The organism is Albimonas sp. (genome assembly GCF_055129145.1).
In genome coordinates this window covers 1-13919 of record NZ_JBSRTQ010000181.1, presented here as the reverse complement: position 1 = coordinate 13919, position 13919 = coordinate 1, and the positions used below count along the sequence as shown (strand labels likewise).

The 13919-nt window shown below is 72.7% G+C and carries 15 protein-coding genes; 2 read left to right on the top strand and 13 right to left on the bottom strand.

Annotation, left to right across the window (positions count from 1 at the left end):
• The 8 genes from tilS to ybgC form a co-directional block, all read right to left on the bottom strand.
• Window positions 1–1194: tRNA lysidine(34) synthetase TilS (gene tilS / locus ACTB72_RS19275; RefSeq protein WP_463038638.1), on the bottom strand; the 1194-nt coding region annotated here is incomplete at its 3' end.
• 49 nt (window positions 1195–1243) lie between these two features.
• Complete coding sequence (locus tag ACTB72_RS19270) at window positions 1244–1933, bottom strand: tetratricopeptide repeat protein (protein WP_463038637.1); 690 nt, start codon at window positions 1931–1933, stop codon at window positions 1244–1246.
• A 200-nt stretch (window positions 1934–2133) separates the two neighbouring features.
• Complete coding sequence (gene pal, locus ACTB72_RS19265; RefSeq protein WP_463038636.1) at window positions 2134–2625, bottom strand: peptidoglycan-associated lipoprotein Pal; 492 nt, start codon at window positions 2623–2625, stop codon at window positions 2134–2136.
• Between the two features lie 169 nt (window positions 2626–2794).
• The gene (gene tolB / locus ACTB72_RS19260; RefSeq protein ID WP_463038639.1) at window positions 2795–4093 is read right to left on the bottom strand and encodes a Tol-Pal system beta propeller repeat protein TolB; all 1299 of its coding nucleotides are present in this window, start codon (window positions 4091–4093) and stop codon (window positions 2795–2797) included.
• Between the two features lie 62 nt (window positions 4094–4155).
• Window positions 4156–5520, bottom strand: coding sequence for a hypothetical protein (locus ACTB72_RS19255; RefSeq protein ID WP_463038635.1), 1365 nt, complete (start codon window positions 5518–5520; stop codon window positions 4156–4158).
• Entirely contained in the window at window positions 5517–5972 is a 456-nt protein-coding gene (gene tolR / locus ACTB72_RS19250) for a protein TolR (RefSeq protein ID WP_463038634.1), read from the bottom strand. Before tolR ends, ACTB72_RS19255 begins: the two co-directional genes overlap by 4 nt.
• 3 nt (window positions 5973–5975) lie before the next feature.
• Window positions 5976–6692, bottom strand: a complete 717-nt coding sequence (gene tolQ / locus ACTB72_RS19245) for a protein TolQ (protein ID WP_463038633.1) — start codon at window positions 6690–6692, stop codon at window positions 5976–5978.
• A gap of 242 nt (window positions 6693–6934) precedes the next feature.
• The gene (gene ybgC, locus ACTB72_RS19240; RefSeq protein ID WP_463038632.1) at window positions 6935–7330 is read right to left on the bottom strand and encodes a tol-pal system-associated acyl-CoA thioesterase; all 396 of its coding nucleotides are present in this window, start codon (window positions 7328–7330) and stop codon (window positions 6935–6937) included.
• 138 nt (window positions 7331–7468) lie between these two features.
• Between ybgC and ACTB72_RS19235 the strand changes: the two genes are divergently transcribed.
• The gene (locus ACTB72_RS19235) at window positions 7469–8812 is read left to right on the top strand and encodes a class I SAM-dependent methyltransferase (RefSeq protein WP_463038631.1); all 1344 of its coding nucleotides are present in this window, start codon (window positions 7469–7471) and stop codon (window positions 8810–8812) included.
• A gap of 107 nt (window positions 8813–8919) precedes the next feature.
• On the opposite strand, the gene ruvB is transcribed toward ACTB72_RS19235, so the two are convergent.
• The 3 genes from ruvB to ruvC are packed head-to-tail and all read right to left on the bottom strand — an operon-like array spanning window position 8920 to window position 11288.
• Window positions 8920–10017, bottom strand: a complete 1098-nt coding sequence (gene ruvB / locus ACTB72_RS19230) for a Holliday junction branch migration DNA helicase RuvB (RefSeq protein WP_463038630.1) — start codon at window positions 10015–10017, stop codon at window positions 8920–8922.
• A gap of 10 nt (window positions 10018–10027) precedes the next feature.
• Window positions 10028–10747, bottom strand: coding sequence for a Holliday junction branch migration protein RuvA (gene ruvA / locus ACTB72_RS19225; RefSeq protein WP_463038629.1), 720 nt, complete (start codon window positions 10745–10747; stop codon window positions 10028–10030).
• Window positions 10748–10760: 13 nt separating this feature from the next.
• Window positions 10761–11288 (bottom strand): crossover junction endodeoxyribonuclease RuvC, encoded by a 528-nt coding sequence (gene ruvC / locus ACTB72_RS19220; RefSeq protein WP_463038628.1) that lies wholly within the window; start codon window positions 11286–11288, stop codon window positions 10761–10763.
• A 374-nt stretch (window positions 11289–11662) separates the two neighbouring features.
• Between ruvC and ACTB72_RS19215 the strand changes: the two genes are divergently transcribed.
• Window positions 11663–11881, top strand: a complete 219-nt coding sequence (locus ACTB72_RS19215) for a DUF1127 domain-containing protein (RefSeq protein ID WP_463038627.1) — start codon at window positions 11663–11665, stop codon at window positions 11879–11881.
• 117 nt (window positions 11882–11998) lie between these two features.
• On the opposite strand, the gene ACTB72_RS19210 is transcribed toward ACTB72_RS19215, so the two are convergent.
• Together ACTB72_RS19210 and msrA are read right to left on the bottom strand one after the other, a co-directional pair.
• Entirely contained in the window at window positions 11999–12868 is an 870-nt protein-coding gene (locus ACTB72_RS19210) for a 50S ribosomal protein L11 methyltransferase (RefSeq protein WP_463038626.1), read from the bottom strand.
• Window positions 12869–13124: 256 nt separating this feature from the next.
• A complete protein-coding gene (gene msrA, locus ACTB72_RS19205) occupies window positions 13125–13772 on the bottom strand; it encodes a peptide-methionine (S)-S-oxide reductase MsrA (RefSeq protein WP_463038625.1) in 648 nt (215 codons plus the stop codon).
• Window positions 13773–13919 lie beyond the last annotated feature (147 nt).

Below are 13919 nucleotides of genomic sequence, written 5' to 3'. Positions count from 1 at the left end.
GCGGGCGGCGCGGGCCAGCGCGGCGAGGCCGGCCTCGCCCAGCGCGCCAAGCTCGGCTTCCGGTGGAAAACCGGCCGGATCGATGCGCCAGCGGGCGTCCCAGGGGCCGGGGACGGCGATCGGGGGCGGGGCGGCGGCGAGCTCGCGGTGCAGGCGGATGACCGGGAACGGGGCCTCGTCGGCCGAGATCTGGCAGCCGCCGAGCGTGCGGCCGGGCATCGGGCCAGGGGCGCGCAGCCGGGCCTCGAGCCCGGCCAGCGCCGCCGCCCTGGGCGGATGCGCCGCGGCCCCGACGAAGCGGATCAGGCGGGCGAGGAGGCGCCGGGTCAGTGCGGCGGGCGCGCGGCGGAGGCGGGCGCGGTCGAGAATCAGCTCTCCCGCCCCCCCGATGCGCAGGATTTCGGCGGTCAGGGCCGCGGTCTCGGCCCCCAGATGGTCGGCGTCGGCGGCGAGGCGGGCGGCGGTGGCGGCAAGCCCTTCGGCCCCGATGCCCAGCGGCGCCAGCAGGGCGAGCGCCTGCCGGGCGCGGATGCGGTCGCGGGCGAGGTCGTCGTTGGAGGGGTCGTCGAACCAGCCCTGCCCCGCGTCGCGCAGCAGCGCGCGCAGCGCCGCGCGCCCCACCCCCAACGCCGGGCGGATCCAGCGGACGCCGCCGCGGGCCGCGTCCTCGCGCATCGCCGAGAGCCCGTCCAGGCCGGAGCCGCGGGCGAGGCGCATCAGCAGCGTCTCGGCCTGGTCGTCGCGGGTGTGGCCGAGCGCGACGGCGCCGAGGCCACGGTCGCGTGCCCAGCCGGCGAGCAGCCCGGCGCGGGCGTCGCGGGCGGCGGCGGCGAGGTTGCGGCCGGGGGCGGGATCCTCCCAGACCAGCGTGGCGTGGGGGATTCCGGCGCGGGCGCAGAGGGCGGCGACGGCCTCGGCCTCGGCCGCGGCGCCGGCGCGCAGGCGGTGGTCGACGGTGGCGACCTCGAGCCGCCTGCCCGGCGTGGCGGCGGCCCAGTCGCGGGCGACCAGCAGCAGGGCCAGACTGTCGCCCCCGCCCGACACCGCGACGCCCAGCGCCGCAGGAGACAGGCGGTCGAGCCGGGCGCGCAGCATCGCCCGCGTTTCGACGGCGATGGCGGCGTCTTCGGGGGTGGGGGGCGGCGCGGCGGGAAGGCGGCAGCACATGCCGTGGTCCGGCGCAGCGCCGGTCACGACCGCATCCGGCCCCGGCGGCCCTTCGCAGGGCGCCGGGGCGCGGGGATCAGCGGCAGCCGATGCGGGCGCGCTCGGCATCGGCGGCGCCCGCGGCTTCGGTGGCCTCGGGATAGCGCTTGGCCACTTCCGCCAGCGTCAGGCAGGCCTCCTGGCCCTTGTTCAGCGCGGCGAGCGCCGATCCGAGGCGCAGGAGCGCCTCGGGCGCGTCGTCGCCCTGCGGCCAGGCCTGCACGTAGCCGAGATAGACCTGGGCCGCGGCGCGGGTGTCGCCCAGCTCCGACAGCGAGCGGCCGAGGATGAAGCGCGCCCGCGGGGTCAGCGGCCCGTCGGGGTTCTGGTCGAGGAACTGGCTGACCAGGGCGCGGGCCGTGGTCGGATCGTCGGCGGCCAGCGCCTTCTCGGCGTCGTCCAATGTCAGCTTCTCGGACACCGCCACCGGCGCGCGTCCGCCCGACGCCGCCGCGGCGAGCCCGCCCAGCGGCACCGGATCGCCGACCATGCCGGCGTCTCCGCCCTCGGACGTGGTCAGGCGATAGTCGAGGTCGTTGATCCGCTCGCCCCCGTCGCGGGCGATGCGGTCGAGCTTGGCCTCCAGCTCCTGCACCCGGCCGGTGAGGCGACGCACCTCTTCGGCCAGCTGCTGGACCTGGGCGGCCTGGGCCCCGCCGCTCTGGGCCGCGGCGGGCGCCGGGACCACGGACACGGCGAGGAGCCCGGCCAGGACCGGACCCAGCATCGGGGCGGCGAGCGCAAGGACGCTCCCCCCCCCGAAGGCCAGGGCGCGGGCGGGAGAATTCCCGCCCGCGGTCGCGACGCTGCGGTCGTGAACGGCCGGGGCCTGCGCGCCCCGTTCGCCATCCCGCGGATCCTCCGCGTCCGCCCGTCCGAGGCCCCCCGCCCCGAACGAACGACGCCACATGCGCCGCAGGCCCATCATCAGCTCGTCGGGCCGTCGGCCATCACGGTCACGCCGCGACGGTTGAGGGACCAGCAGCTTTCGGCCGAGCACAGGGCCTCCGGACGCTCCTTGCCGTAGGTGACGGAGGAGAGACGACCGGCGGGCACGCCCTCGGCCACCAGGAAGTTGCGCACGGCCGACGCGCGACGGGCGCCGAGCGCGAGGTTGTACTCGCGGGTGCCGCGCTCGTCCGCGTGACCTTCGATCACGGCGTTGCGGGCGGGGTTCGCGATCAGCCACTGGGCCTGACGGCGCAGGGTGGACTGGGATTCGGAATCCAGCGTGGAGGCGTCGGTGCCGAAGAACACCCGGTCGCCGACCTGAGCGTTGAAATAGGCGACCGAGCTCGGGTCGAGCGAACCCGAACCCGACATCGAGGCGCCGGAGGCGTCGGCGTCGGGGTTGGAGGTGGAGCAGGCGGCGAGGCCGAGGGCCATCAGACCGAAGGCGAGGGGGCGGAGCAGGTTCATGTCTCAATCCTGTGATGCGCTGCGGACATCCGCGGCACGGTGTGGTGTTACGGGCGCGCAGAGCCCGGATGCAATCCCCGCGGCGGCATGCCGCGAAAGATCCCCGCGGCAGGACGCCGCGAAACCGCCTCGCGGCGCGATGCCGCGAGGGCTTGGCGGTCGCTCCCGGTCAGGGAAGCAGCGCCGACCATGACGGATCGGAGGCCGGGCCGGGCGTGGGCGCCCGGCGCAGGTTCCGTCCGGTGGCGTCCACCCGCCAGACCTCGGGCGCGTTGTTGGCGCCGGGGCCTTCGCGGAAGAACATCAGGACCCGGCCGTTGGGGGCCCAGGTCGGGGCCTCGTCCAGCCAGGACGCCGTCAGCAGGCGCTCCTGGCTTCCATCCGTGCGCATCACGCCGATATGGAAGCGACCGCCCAGCATCTTGGTGAAGGCTATCAGGTCTCCGCGCGGAGACCAGACCGGCGTTCCGTAGCGCCCGTCGCCGAAGCTGATCCGGGTCGCCGCGCCGCCGCCGGCGGGCATCACGTAAAGCTGCTGGGTCCCGCCGGCGTCGCTTTCGAACACGATCTGCGCGCCGTCGGGGGAATAGGAGGGGCCGGTCTCGATCGCCGGGCCCGAGGTCAGCCGGCGCAGGGTGCGGCTCGACAGGGTCATGTCGAACAGGTCGGTGTTGCCGCCGTCGGACAGCGACATGACCACCCGGCCGCCGTCCGGCGAGAAATGCGGGGCGAAGGACATGAAGGGGAACGAGCCGAGCACCTCGGAGCGCTGGGTGCGCAGGTCGTGGAACACCACCTTGGGCACGCCGGTCGCCCAGGAGATGTAGACCAGCGATTCGCCGGTGGGCGAGAAGCGCGGGGTCAGGGCCAGCGTCTTCCCGTCGGTGACGTAGCGGACATTCGCGCCGTCCTGGTCCATCACCGCGATGCGCTTGACACGGGCGTTCTTGGGCCCGCTTTCGGACACGAAGGCGACGCGGCTGTCGAAATAGCCGGGCTCGCCGGTCAGGGCGAGATGGATCTGGTCGGCGATCTTGTGGGCGATGCGGCGCGCATCCCCCGGCGCGGCGCGCAGCGCGATGCCCTGGCCCAGCGGCTGGCCGCCGAACACGTCCCAGAGCTGGAAGCGCGCGGACAGCCGCCCGTCGTCCCCGTAGCCCAGTTCGCCGACGCCCAGCGCCTCGGCGTTGATCACCCGCCAGTTCTCGAAGGCCGGGCGCGCGTCCACCGCGCCGCCGGGGGCGAGATAGGCGTTCGTGTCGATCACCCGGAACAGGCCCGAGCCGGTGAGATCCGCGGCGATCACCGCCCGCACCTCCTGCGCGAGCGCACGGGCGGAGGCGCCGGCGGCGAACTCCGGCAGCGCGACCGGCATCGGCTCGATCACGCCTTCGGTGATCTCGATTCGCAGCGGCTCCTGCGCGGCGGCGGGCGCGAGCCCTCCCCACGCGACGGGAAGCGCCAGCATGGCGAGCGCCACGGCGCCTGCGGCTGCGCGCAGCCTGGCGCCGAAATGGCGGCGGGCGGTTGTCACATCGATACCCCTTGTCCGGGATTGAACACGACTTCGATCACCTTCCAGCGCTCATACGAAGCGACGGGAAGGTCGAAGCCCTTTTGACCGGCGCGCTCGGCGGCGATGGCGGCGGCCTGCATGGCCACCCTCCAGCGGGCGTCGGGAGGCGTGCGCGGCGAAACGAATTCGGGTTTGCCCACGATCTTGCCGGAGCGATCCAGCGTGATGCGCAGCGTGACCTTCAGCTCCTCGAAATTGGGGGCCGAGAGCACCCGGCTCTTGTTCCAGTACTGCTGAAGGCCGAGCTTCACCCCCTCCACCTGGCCGGAGGTCAGGGTCGGGCCGAGGGCGGCGCTGGTGGCCTGCTTGGGCGAGGGGGAGCCGCTCCCGCTCTCGGCCGGCTTCTTGTCCGGCTTCGCCGCGGGCTTGTCGGCCGGTTTCTCGGCGGCCTTCTCGGCAGGCTTGGCGGCCGGCTTTTCAGCGGGCTTCTCGGCCGGCTTGGGATCGGGCTTCTTCTCGGGCTCGGCGGCGGCGACTTCGGCGGGCTTCTCCTCGGAGGGCTTCGCTTCGGTCGGCGGCACGGGGCGGCCGGCGGGGGCGGCGGTCGCCACGGGGGCGCGCACGTCCTCCGTGGACTGCTTGTCGGCCTCGGTCACGATCTGGGACGCGGCCTCCTTCGGGGCGGCGGCCTGGGTCTTGGGCTTGGGCGGCGTCGGCGTGCGGTCGAGCGACGGCCGGCTTTCGGGCGTCGCCTTCTCGGCCTCGGCGATCACCGGGGATTTCGGCGCGGGCGTCGGCGCCACGCGGTCCACCTGACGGGGGGCGTTCGCGTCGGGGGTGACCGGCGCGTCGCGCTGCGGTGCGTCGGGGCGATCCGGCCCGGTCGGCAGCGGCAGCGACATCGAGGCGACGCCGGACGGCGTCTCCACCGGCGCCGCGGGCTTGGGCGCGGGCCTCATCGGCTTGGCCGCGGGGGGCGGGGTCGGCTTGTCGGCCGCCGCCTGCGGGCGCGCCGGGGCCTTGTCGCGCACCGGCGCGGAAGACGCTGCGGCGGCCGAGCGGGCCGGGGGCGCGTCGGATTTCAGGCCTTCGGGCGCGGGGGCGTCGGTCCCTTCCTTCGGGGCCACCAGCGGCGCGTTCTCGCCCCGTGGCCCTTCCGGCGCAGTCGACATCATCGCGTCGAACTGCGCGCCCGAGATGAGGTCCACGTCCGCGATGCGCACCGCCTGCGCCTCGTCGCTCTTGAACAGGGGCCCCCCGAAGATGGCGAGCAGCACCAGCGCCCCGTGAATCCCTCCGGAGACCCACAGGCCGCTTCGGGCCTCGGTGGAATCGTCATCCGGCCGAGGGGGCCGGCGCAGGGGACGGGGCGCGGTCATTTCGGCGCCTTCGGGCTGGGGTCGGTGACCAGCGAGATGGAACGGAAGCCGCCCGAGGACAGCGCCGCCATCACCTCCACGATCCGACCATAGGCGAGTCCCTGGTCGGCGCGCAGGAAAACCTGATCGCCCTTGCGCTCCGACGCGATGGCGGTGAGGCGCGCGGCGATCTCGTCGGAGGGGACCTCCACGTCCATCACATAGGCCTTGCCGTCGGCGGAAAGCTGCACGGTCAGCGGCTCCTCCTGCTGATGGGGCAGCGGGTCTGCGGTGGCCTGCGGCAGTTCGAGCGGCACTCCGGTGGTCAGGAGAGGCGCCGCGACCATGAAGATGATCAAGAGCACCAGCATCACGTCCACGAAGGGCGTGACGTTGATCTCGGCCATCGGCCGGTGCTTGGCGCGACGGCCGCGGCCGCCCCCGCCGCCGCGGGGCTGGATCGAGGCGCCCATGGCTCAGCCCTCCCGCCGCTGCATCTGGCGGTCGAGGATGGCGCCGAACTCATCCGAGAAGCTGTCCATCCGCCCCACCAGCCGGTCGGCCTGGCCGGAGAGGTGGTTGTAGAGCACCACCGCCGGAATCGCCGCGAGCAGGCCGAGCGCGGTGGCGAGCAGCGCCTCGGCGATGCCGGGCGCCACGACGGCCAGGTTGGTGTTCTGCGACATGGCGATGTTCTCGAAGGCGTTCTTGATGCCCCAGACCGTGCCGAAGAGCCCGATGAACGGCGCGACGGAGCCGGTGGTCGCCAGCGCGCCGAGCCGCGATTCGAGCGACTCGGCCTCGCGCTGGATGGCCACCGACATCACCCGCCCGATGCGCTGGTCCGCGCCCGCGATCAGCTTGCCGCCGGGCGCGTGCGATTTGCGCCATTCGTTCATGCCGGCCACGAAGATGCGCTCGAGCGCCGAGCGCGGCCGGTCGCCGAGCCGCTCATGCAGCTCGTCCAGCGGCTGGCCCGACCAGAACGCGTTTTCGAACATGGCCGCGTCCTTGCGGGCCTTGCCGTAACGGATGATTTTCGAGATCGCCACCGCCCAGGACCAGATCGAGGCCCCCATCAGCAGCAGCATCACGATCTGCACCGTGACCGTCGCGCGCAGAAACAGCGCGGTCAGTGAGAAATCCAAGTCTTGCGCAGCCGTGATCGCGCTCGTCGCCTGCTCTGGGTCCATGCCTCGTTCCCCGCTCGTGCCTCGACCGCCCCGTCTTCTGGCGGGGTCATGTCCGGCGCGTCACCCCGACGCCCCCTTGCCTGGGGCCCCGCTCCGGTGACGCATCCTACAGCAAGGGCGCCGGGTGAAACAGAAGGGCGGCGGCATTGTGACCATTCGGCGCCCAAGCGCGGGTGGCTCAAGACGCCGCAGGGGGGCGGGGGCGTCGGGCGGGCCGGACGCTGCGGAAGGCGGTCCGCCCGTCAGCCGGCCGTCAGCGCCGCGCGCAGACCGGCGGGAAGGCGGGAGGGGCGGCCCGCCGGGCTCATGCAGGCGATGAGCGCCGTGGCGCGGTTGAGGGTCTCGCCCCCGCGGAGCACCGCCTGGGTCATCTCCAGCGACGCGCCGCGCGGGGCCCCGATCTCGGTCCGGATCTCGAGCATGTCGTCGAAGCGGGCCGGGAGAAGGTAGTCGAGCGAGAATCGCCGCACCACGAACACCAGTCCCGCCGCCTTCATCGCCGCCTGATCGACGCCGAGGTCCCGCAGCGCCTCGGAGCGCCCGCGCTCATAAAACCGCAGATAGTTGGCGTAGTAGACGACCCCGGCGAGATCGGTGTCCTCGTAATAGACGCGGACGGTCAGGCTGTGCGCTCTCACGCGATCCCTCCTTGCGCGGCGGGCGTCGACGGTTCCCGCCGAATCCGTTCGCTGAAATGTTGGACTCGGCTTGCCACGTACTATGTCTTCTTTTGAAGATGCTGACCGACAAGACGCGAATAGGGAAAGGGTCGGGTTATGCGCCTGCTTCCGCGCCTGATTTCGAGAGCCGTCCGCAAGGGCGCGCTCACCCTCGTCACCCCGCAGGGCGACGTGATGATTTTCCAGGGCGACTCGCCCGGACCCGAAGTCGGCATCCGCATCACGGACCCTTCGCTCGACTGGAAGATCGCCCTCAATCCCGAGCTGCGCGCGGCGGAGGCGTTCATGGACGGCACGCTGGAGGTGCTGTCGGGGCGCGAGGGCGGCACGGCGCATGACCTGCTGGAGCTGCTGTTCGTCAACGCCCATGCCTACGACCTGACCCCGACCCAGACGGCGATCTACGCGATCGAGCAGGCGATGCGTCGCGCGGCCCAGTTCAACCCGGCCTGGCGCGCCCGGCGCAACGCGGCCTATCACTACGACCTGGGCAACGGTTTCTACCGGCGCTGGCTCGACCCCGACCTGCAATATTCCTGCGCCTATTTCCACAACGGCGACGAAAGGCTGCGCGACGCCCAGATCCTCAAGAAGCGCCACATCGCCGCCAAGCTGCGGCTGCGGCCGGGCTACAAGGTGCTCGACATCGGTTGCGGCTGGGGGGGCATGGCGCTTTATCTCGCCGCGGTGACCGATGCGGAGGTGGTGGGCGTGACCCTTGCGCGAGAGCAGCTCGAGGTCGCCCGCGCCCGGGCGAAGGCCGCCGGGCTCGACCACCGCGTGCGGTTCGAGCTGACCGACTATCGCGACGTGACCGAGCGCTTCGACCGCATCGTTTCGGTGGGCATGCTGGAGCATGTCGGCGTCGGCCACCTGCAGGCCTATTTCCGGCAGGTGCATGACCGCCTGACCGACGACGGCGTCGCCCTGATCCATTCCATCGGCACCAAGGGTCCGCCCGCCACCGCCGGGCCGTTTCTGCGCAAGTACATCTTCCCGGGAGGCTACGCCCCGGCGCTGTCGGAATGCGCCGCGGCGGTGGAGAAAGCCGGGCTGTGGACGCTCGACGTCGAAGTGTGGCGCGTGCACTACGCGCGCACCCTGCACGCCTGGCGCGAGGCGTTCGAAGCGCAGCGGACGGAGATCGAGGCCGAGCTTTCGCCGCGGTTCGCGCGGATGTGGGAATTCTATCTGGCCGCATGCGAATGCTCGTTCCGCCACGGCCATTCCAACGTCCACCAGTTCCAGCTGGGACGGGAGCGGGACGTGACGCCGCTGCATCGCGACTGGATCGCGCAGGAGGCGGCCTCTCTGGTCCGCAAGGAGGCGGAGGCCGTGGCCCGCATTGAGGCCGCGACCCGTGAGGTGTTCGGCGAACCCCCGGCCGACATCTCCCCTCCGGTTCCCGCCCCCGCCTATGCCGGTCCCCGCTCCGCCTGACCCGGCGGGGCGCTCGGGCGGGACATCGGGGCGCCGCAGATGCGGCGTTCGGGCGATCCATCTCCCCGGACGCGAAGAGCGCGGGCGAGGCGAATGGCCAGGCCGGGTCAGCCGTCGTCGAAGAGGTCGCCGGGCCGGGAGTCGGGCGCCGGCGGGCGCGGGAGTTCGAGGCCGAGATGGCGCCAGGCGCGGGGGGCGAGCATGCGGCCCCGTGGCGTGCGCTGGATGAGGCCGGATTGCAGGAGGAAGGGCTCGATGACTTCTTCCAGCGCGTCGCGGGCCTCCGACAGGGCGGCGGCGATGGTCTCGATCCCCACCGGGCCGCCGTTGTAGTGGTCCGCCAGCAGCCGCAGGTAGCGCCGGTCGCCGCCGTCGAGGCCGATGTCGTCCACTCCCAGCCGGGTCAGGGCGCGGTCGGCGATGGCGCGGGTCACCGTGCCGTCGCCCTCCACCACCGCGAAATCCACCACCCGGCGCAGCAGACGCCCGGCGATGCGCGGCGTGCCGCGGGCGCGCCGCGCGATCTCCTCCGCCCCGTCCGGGGCGGCGGGGGCGTTCATCAGTCGGGCGCCGCGCTCGACGATCTTCACCAGATCGGGGATGTCGTAGAATTCCAGCCGGATCGGGATGCCGAAGCGGTCGCGCAAGGGCGTGGTCAGCAGGCCGAGGCGGGTGGTCGCGCCGACCAGGGTGAAGGGGGGGAGGTCGATGCGCACGGTGCGCGCCGCCGGCCCCTCGCCGATCACGAGGTCGAGCGCGAAATCCTCCAGCGCGGGGTAGAGGATCTCCTCCACCGCCGGGCTCATGCGGTGGATCTCGTCGATGAAGAGCACGTCGCGCGCATCGAGATTGGTGAGGATCGCCGCGAGATCCCCGGCCTTGGCCAGCACCGGGCCGGAGGTCATCCGGAAATTCACCCCCAGCTCGCGCGCCACGATCTGGGCGAGGGTGGTTTTGCCCAGGCCCGGGGGGCCGTGGAACAGCGTGTGATCCATCGCCTCGCCCCGCATCCGGGCGCTTTCGATGAAGACCCGCAGATTGGCGCGGGCCTCGGGCTGACCCACGAAATCGTCGAGCGATTTGGGGCGCAGCGCGCGGTCGGATTCGTCGCCGGGAAGCGGCTCGCGTTCGACGATGCGGTCGGCGGGGCGGTCGGCGGGGCGGTCGGCGGGGCGGTCGGCGGGGCGGTCGGGATCGGGGGGCATGGCGCGGGCCTCAGCGGACGGGCGAGAGGGTGCGCAGCGCGGCGCGGATCAGCGCGGCGGGCGCAGGGGCCGCGCCGGCTTCGGCGGCCTCGGTCGCCGCCTCCATCACCGCGGCGGCGGCCTGGCCCTCGTTGTAGCCGAGGTTGATCAGGGCGGAGAGCGCGTCGGCCTGCGCCGCGGCGGCGGCGGCGGCGTCGGCCTGGGCGGCGGTGGGGGGGGCGGCCTTGCGGGTTTTTTTCGGCGCGAGGGCCGGGGCGGGGGCCGGGTCGATCAGCGCATCGCCGCCGGCCATCGCGGCCTGAGCGCCGCGGGCCCCCATCGCCATCATCGTCGGGGCTTTGGCGCGCAGCTCCAGCGCGATGCGTTCCGCCAGCTTGGGACCCACCCCCGGCGCCCGACGCAACGCGCCCGCGTCGCCGAGGCCGATGGCCCGGCCCACCCCATCCGTCCCCAGCAACCCCAGCATCGCCAGCGCATGCTTCGGCCCGACGCCCTGCACCGAGACCAGCAGCCGGTGCCATTCCTTCTCGATCAGCGTCGGAAAGCCATAGAGCTGCATCAGATCCTCGCGCACCACCATCTCGGTGTAGAGCGCCGCATATTCGCCGGGACCGGGGAGGGCCGCGAGGGTGCGGGTCGAGGCGTGGACGATGTAGCCGACGCCCGCGGCCTCGATCAGCACATGGTCCTCGGCGATGTAGTCGATGCGGCCGGAGATCTTGCCGATCATCGCCCAATCCTCTTCATCGGACAGTCCTCGCGGTCACGGCGGCGGCCTTGGCCAGCGCCGCCTCCAGTCGTCCGCCGGCGCGGGAATGGAAGGCGTGGCAGAGCGCGATGGCGAGCGCGTCGGTGGCGTCGGGGCCGGCGAGGACGGCGGTGGGGAGCTGCAGGCGGACCATGTGCTCGACCTGGTTCTTCGCGGCATGGCCGACGCCGACCACCGCCTTCTTGACCGCGTTGGGGGCGTATTCGGCCACCGGCAGGCCGGCGCGGGCCGGGACCAGCAGCGCCACGGCGCGGGCCTGGCCGAGCTTCAGCGTGCCGGCGGCGTCCTTGTTGACGAAGGTATGCTCGACCGAGGCCACCTCCGGCCCCATCGCCTTCACCACGGCGGTGAGTTGGTCGAAAAGGCTGAGCAGCCGCGTGGCGAGGTCGTCGCCCTGCGATTCGCAGACCCCGTTCGCCACATGGCTCATGCGGCCGGAAACGCTCTCGATCACGCCCCAGCCGGTCCGTCTCAGTCCCGGGTCGATCCCGATGATCCGCATGCGCCCGCCTCGTTCCGTAGGTTTTTCAGACAACTAGCACGAAACGCGAACATCTGGCCAGCGAAACGGGGGCGGAACATGTCGGGTCGATGACGGGGGCGAGATGAATACGACGGCGTGCAGTCGGATTCCGACATCGAACAACCATCTGTAAATCAACAGCTTTCCCCTATGCGTGGCGCGCATGGGTCCCATGCGAAAACAGGGATTGCCCAAAGATGCGGCGCCCACTAGATGCGGGCTGCACGCGATGGAGGCCAAGGAAAACGCCCCCGCCGCGCTCCGAAAATGCGCCCGAAACCGCACCGCCCGCAACCGTCTCGCCTGAAACGGGCCCTCGCCCGACACGCCGCCAAACCGCTTAGGATACGACCATGGCCAACTCGACCGTCAACGCCCCCGCCCTGCCCCGTGGCGCCGTCATGATCCACGCGACGATCTGCGCGGTCGAGTCCGTCATCGCCGGCGTCCGCGCCTGGAACGCCCGCCGCCGCACCTCGCGGGAGCTGTCGAAGCTGTCGCGCACCCAGCTGGCCGATATCGGCCTCGACGGCGTCGACCTGGACGATCTGGCTGCCCGCCTGCGCCGCTGACGATCCGGCCCACCCGACGGGTCTGGCGGGCGCCGCCTCCGCGATGCGGGGGCGGCGTTTTTCGTTTTCGGAGGGAGGGGCGGGGGGCGGAGGTTTCCGCCGCCCGCGCCCCCCGGCTCAGCCCTTGACCAGCAGCAGGGTGGTCCAGCCTTCCAGCCGGATGCGCTCGACCCGGGCGTAGCCGTGGCCGCGGAACATGCCCTCCACCCCCTTGGCCTGCTCGTGCAGCAGACCCGACAGCACCGCATAGCCGCCCGAGGTGGTGGCCTCGGCGATCTGGGGGGCGAGGCGCTTGAGGGGCCGCGCGAGGATGTTGGCGAAGACCAGGCCGTAGGGCCCGCCATTGCGGATCAGCGGGTCGCGCAGCCCGTCGGCGCGCCCGATCCGCATCCAGGGGGAAAGGCCGTTGGCCCTGGCGTTGGCCCGCGCGGTGCGCACCGCGATCGGGTCGATGTCGGTCGCCACCACCAGCGCCCGCCACGCGGCGGCCGCGGCCATGCCGAGCACGCCGGTTCCGCAGCCGACGTCGAGCGTGCGGCGGCTGACCAGCCCCTCGTTCAGCAGCCGCTCCAGCGCCAGCAGGCAGCCGCGGGTGGTGCCGTGATGGCCGGTGCCGAAGGCCATGGCGGCCTCGATCTCGAGCCCGATCTTGTTGAGCGGAATGCGGTGGGCGTCATGCCCGCCATGGACGATGAAGCGGCCGGCATGGACGGGGGACAGCTCGCGCCGGACCTGGGCGACCCAGTCGTTCTCGTCGAGCTTCGACACCGCGAAGGGGCGGGCCCCGTGCGCGGCGGCGAGGAGCATGAGGCCGATCTCGTCGGGCTTCTCCTCGTAATAGGCGCCGACCTCCCACAGGCCGGACCCGTCCTCGATCTCGAGCACGGCGAGGGCGGAGGGGGCGAGGTCCAGGCCCTCGACGTCCTCGCCCAGCGCATAGGCGGCGGCTTCGCCGGGGAGAGTGGTGAGGGCGGTCCAGGTGGTCATGGCGGCGTCTCCGTTGGGGCGAGGCCGGATTGCGGCGCCCGGGCGGTCGCGTCAAGCCGGAGGCGGCCCCGCCGCGCATGCTCCCGCCCCGCAAGGACCCGACCCGCAACGACCCGTAGGGCGGGTGCGAGCCCGCCGTTCCCCGTCCCGCCCACCGAAGGACGAAGGGCTTGCGCCCGCCCTACGGAACGGGAGGCATGCGTGGCGGCACGGCGGGGGCGACGGGAACGGTGGGCTCGCGCCCGCCCTACGCCCGTCAGGCCCCGACGCCGATCGGGCAGGTCACCCCGGTGCCGTCGACCCCGCAATAGCCGCCCGGGTTTTTGGACAGATACTGCTGGTGATAGTCCTCGGCGTAGTAGAACGGCCCGGCGGGCTGGATCTCGGTGGTGATCTTGCCGTAGCCCGCCGCTTTCAGCCGGGCCTGATAGGCGTCGCGCGAGGATTCGGCCGCCGCCTTCTGCGCCTCGCCCGAGACATAGACGCCCGAACGGTACTGGCTGCCGACGTCGTTGCCCTGGCGCATGCCCTGGGTCGGGTCGTGCCCCTCCCAGAACGCCTTGAGCAGGCGATCATAGGAGATCACGGCGGGATCGTAGACCACCAGCACCGCTTCGGTATGGCCGGTGCGGCCGGTGCAGGTCTCGCGGTAGGTCGGGTTCGGGGTGATGCCGGCGACGTAGCCCACGGCGGTCACCCACACGCCCTCGAGGTTCCAGAACCGCCGCTCCACCCCCCAGAAGCAGCCCATGGCGAAGACCGCGGTCTCCAGCCCCTCGGGGAACGGGCCCTGGAGCGGGCGGCCGGACACATGGTGCAGCTCGGCGGTGGGGATCGGGTCGGGGCGACCGGGCAACGCGGTGGCGGCGGTCGGCAGGTCGTCGGCTTTGCGCATGAAAAACATTCGGGCATCTCCTCCGGCATGTGAGGCCAATGTAGGGGCTCGACGGGCGAACGCCTAGACCCGCCCGCGACACTTCGGCGCGAGGCCGGCGCCGGGCCCCGCTGGCGCGGGGGGCGCCGCGACGGCCGGTGCGCCGGCGTCGTCGTG

Excerpts from the sequence above, each read along its gene's own strand:
- ACTB72_RS19270 (WP_463038637.1), bottom strand. The coding sequence starts at position 1,933 with ATGCTGGGTCCGGTCCTGGCCGGGCTCCTCGCCGTGTCCGTGGTCCCG.
- ACTB72_RS19255 (WP_463038635.1), bottom strand. The coding sequence starts at position 5,520 with ATGACCGCGCCCCGTCCCCTGCGCCGGCCCCCTCGGCCGGATGACGAT.
- pal (WP_463038636.1), bottom strand. The coding sequence starts at position 2,625 with ATGAACCTGCTCCGCCCCCTCGCCTTCGGTCTGATGGCCCTCGGCCTC.
- msrA (WP_463038625.1), bottom strand. The coding sequence starts at position 13,772 with ATGTTTTTCATGCGCAAAGCCGACGACCTGCCGACCGCCGCCACCGCG.
- ACTB72_RS19235 (WP_463038631.1), top strand. The coding sequence starts at position 7,469 with ATGCGCCTGCTTCCGCGCCTGATTTCGAGAGCCGTCCGCAAGGGCGCG.
- ACTB72_RS19210 (WP_463038626.1), bottom strand. The coding sequence starts at position 12,868 with ATGACCACCTGGACCGCCCTCACCACTCTCCCCGGCGAAGCCGCCGCC.
- tolQ (WP_463038633.1), bottom strand. The coding sequence starts at position 6,692 with ATGGACCCAGAGCAGGCGACGAGCGCGATCACGGCTGCGCAAGACTTG.
- ruvB (WP_463038630.1), bottom strand. The coding sequence starts at position 10,017 with ATGCCCCCCGATCCCGACCGCCCCGCCGACCGCCCCGCCGACCGCCCC.
- tolB (WP_463038639.1), bottom strand. The coding sequence starts at position 4,093 with ATGCTGGCGCTTCCCGTCGCGTGGGGAGGGCTCGCGCCCGCCGCCGCG.
- ruvA (WP_463038629.1), bottom strand. The coding sequence starts at position 10,747 with ATGATCGGCAAGATCTCCGGCCGCATCGACTACATCGCCGAGGACCAT.
- ruvC (WP_463038628.1), bottom strand. The coding sequence starts at position 11,288 with ATGCGGATCATCGGGATCGACCCGGGACTGAGACGGACCGGCTGGGGC.
- tolR (WP_463038634.1), bottom strand. The coding sequence starts at position 5,972 with ATGGGCGCCTCGATCCAGCCCCGCGGCGGCGGGGGCGGCCGCGGCCGT.
- ACTB72_RS19215 (WP_463038627.1), top strand. The coding sequence starts at position 11,663 with ATGGCCAACTCGACCGTCAACGCCCCCGCCCTGCCCCGTGGCGCCGTC.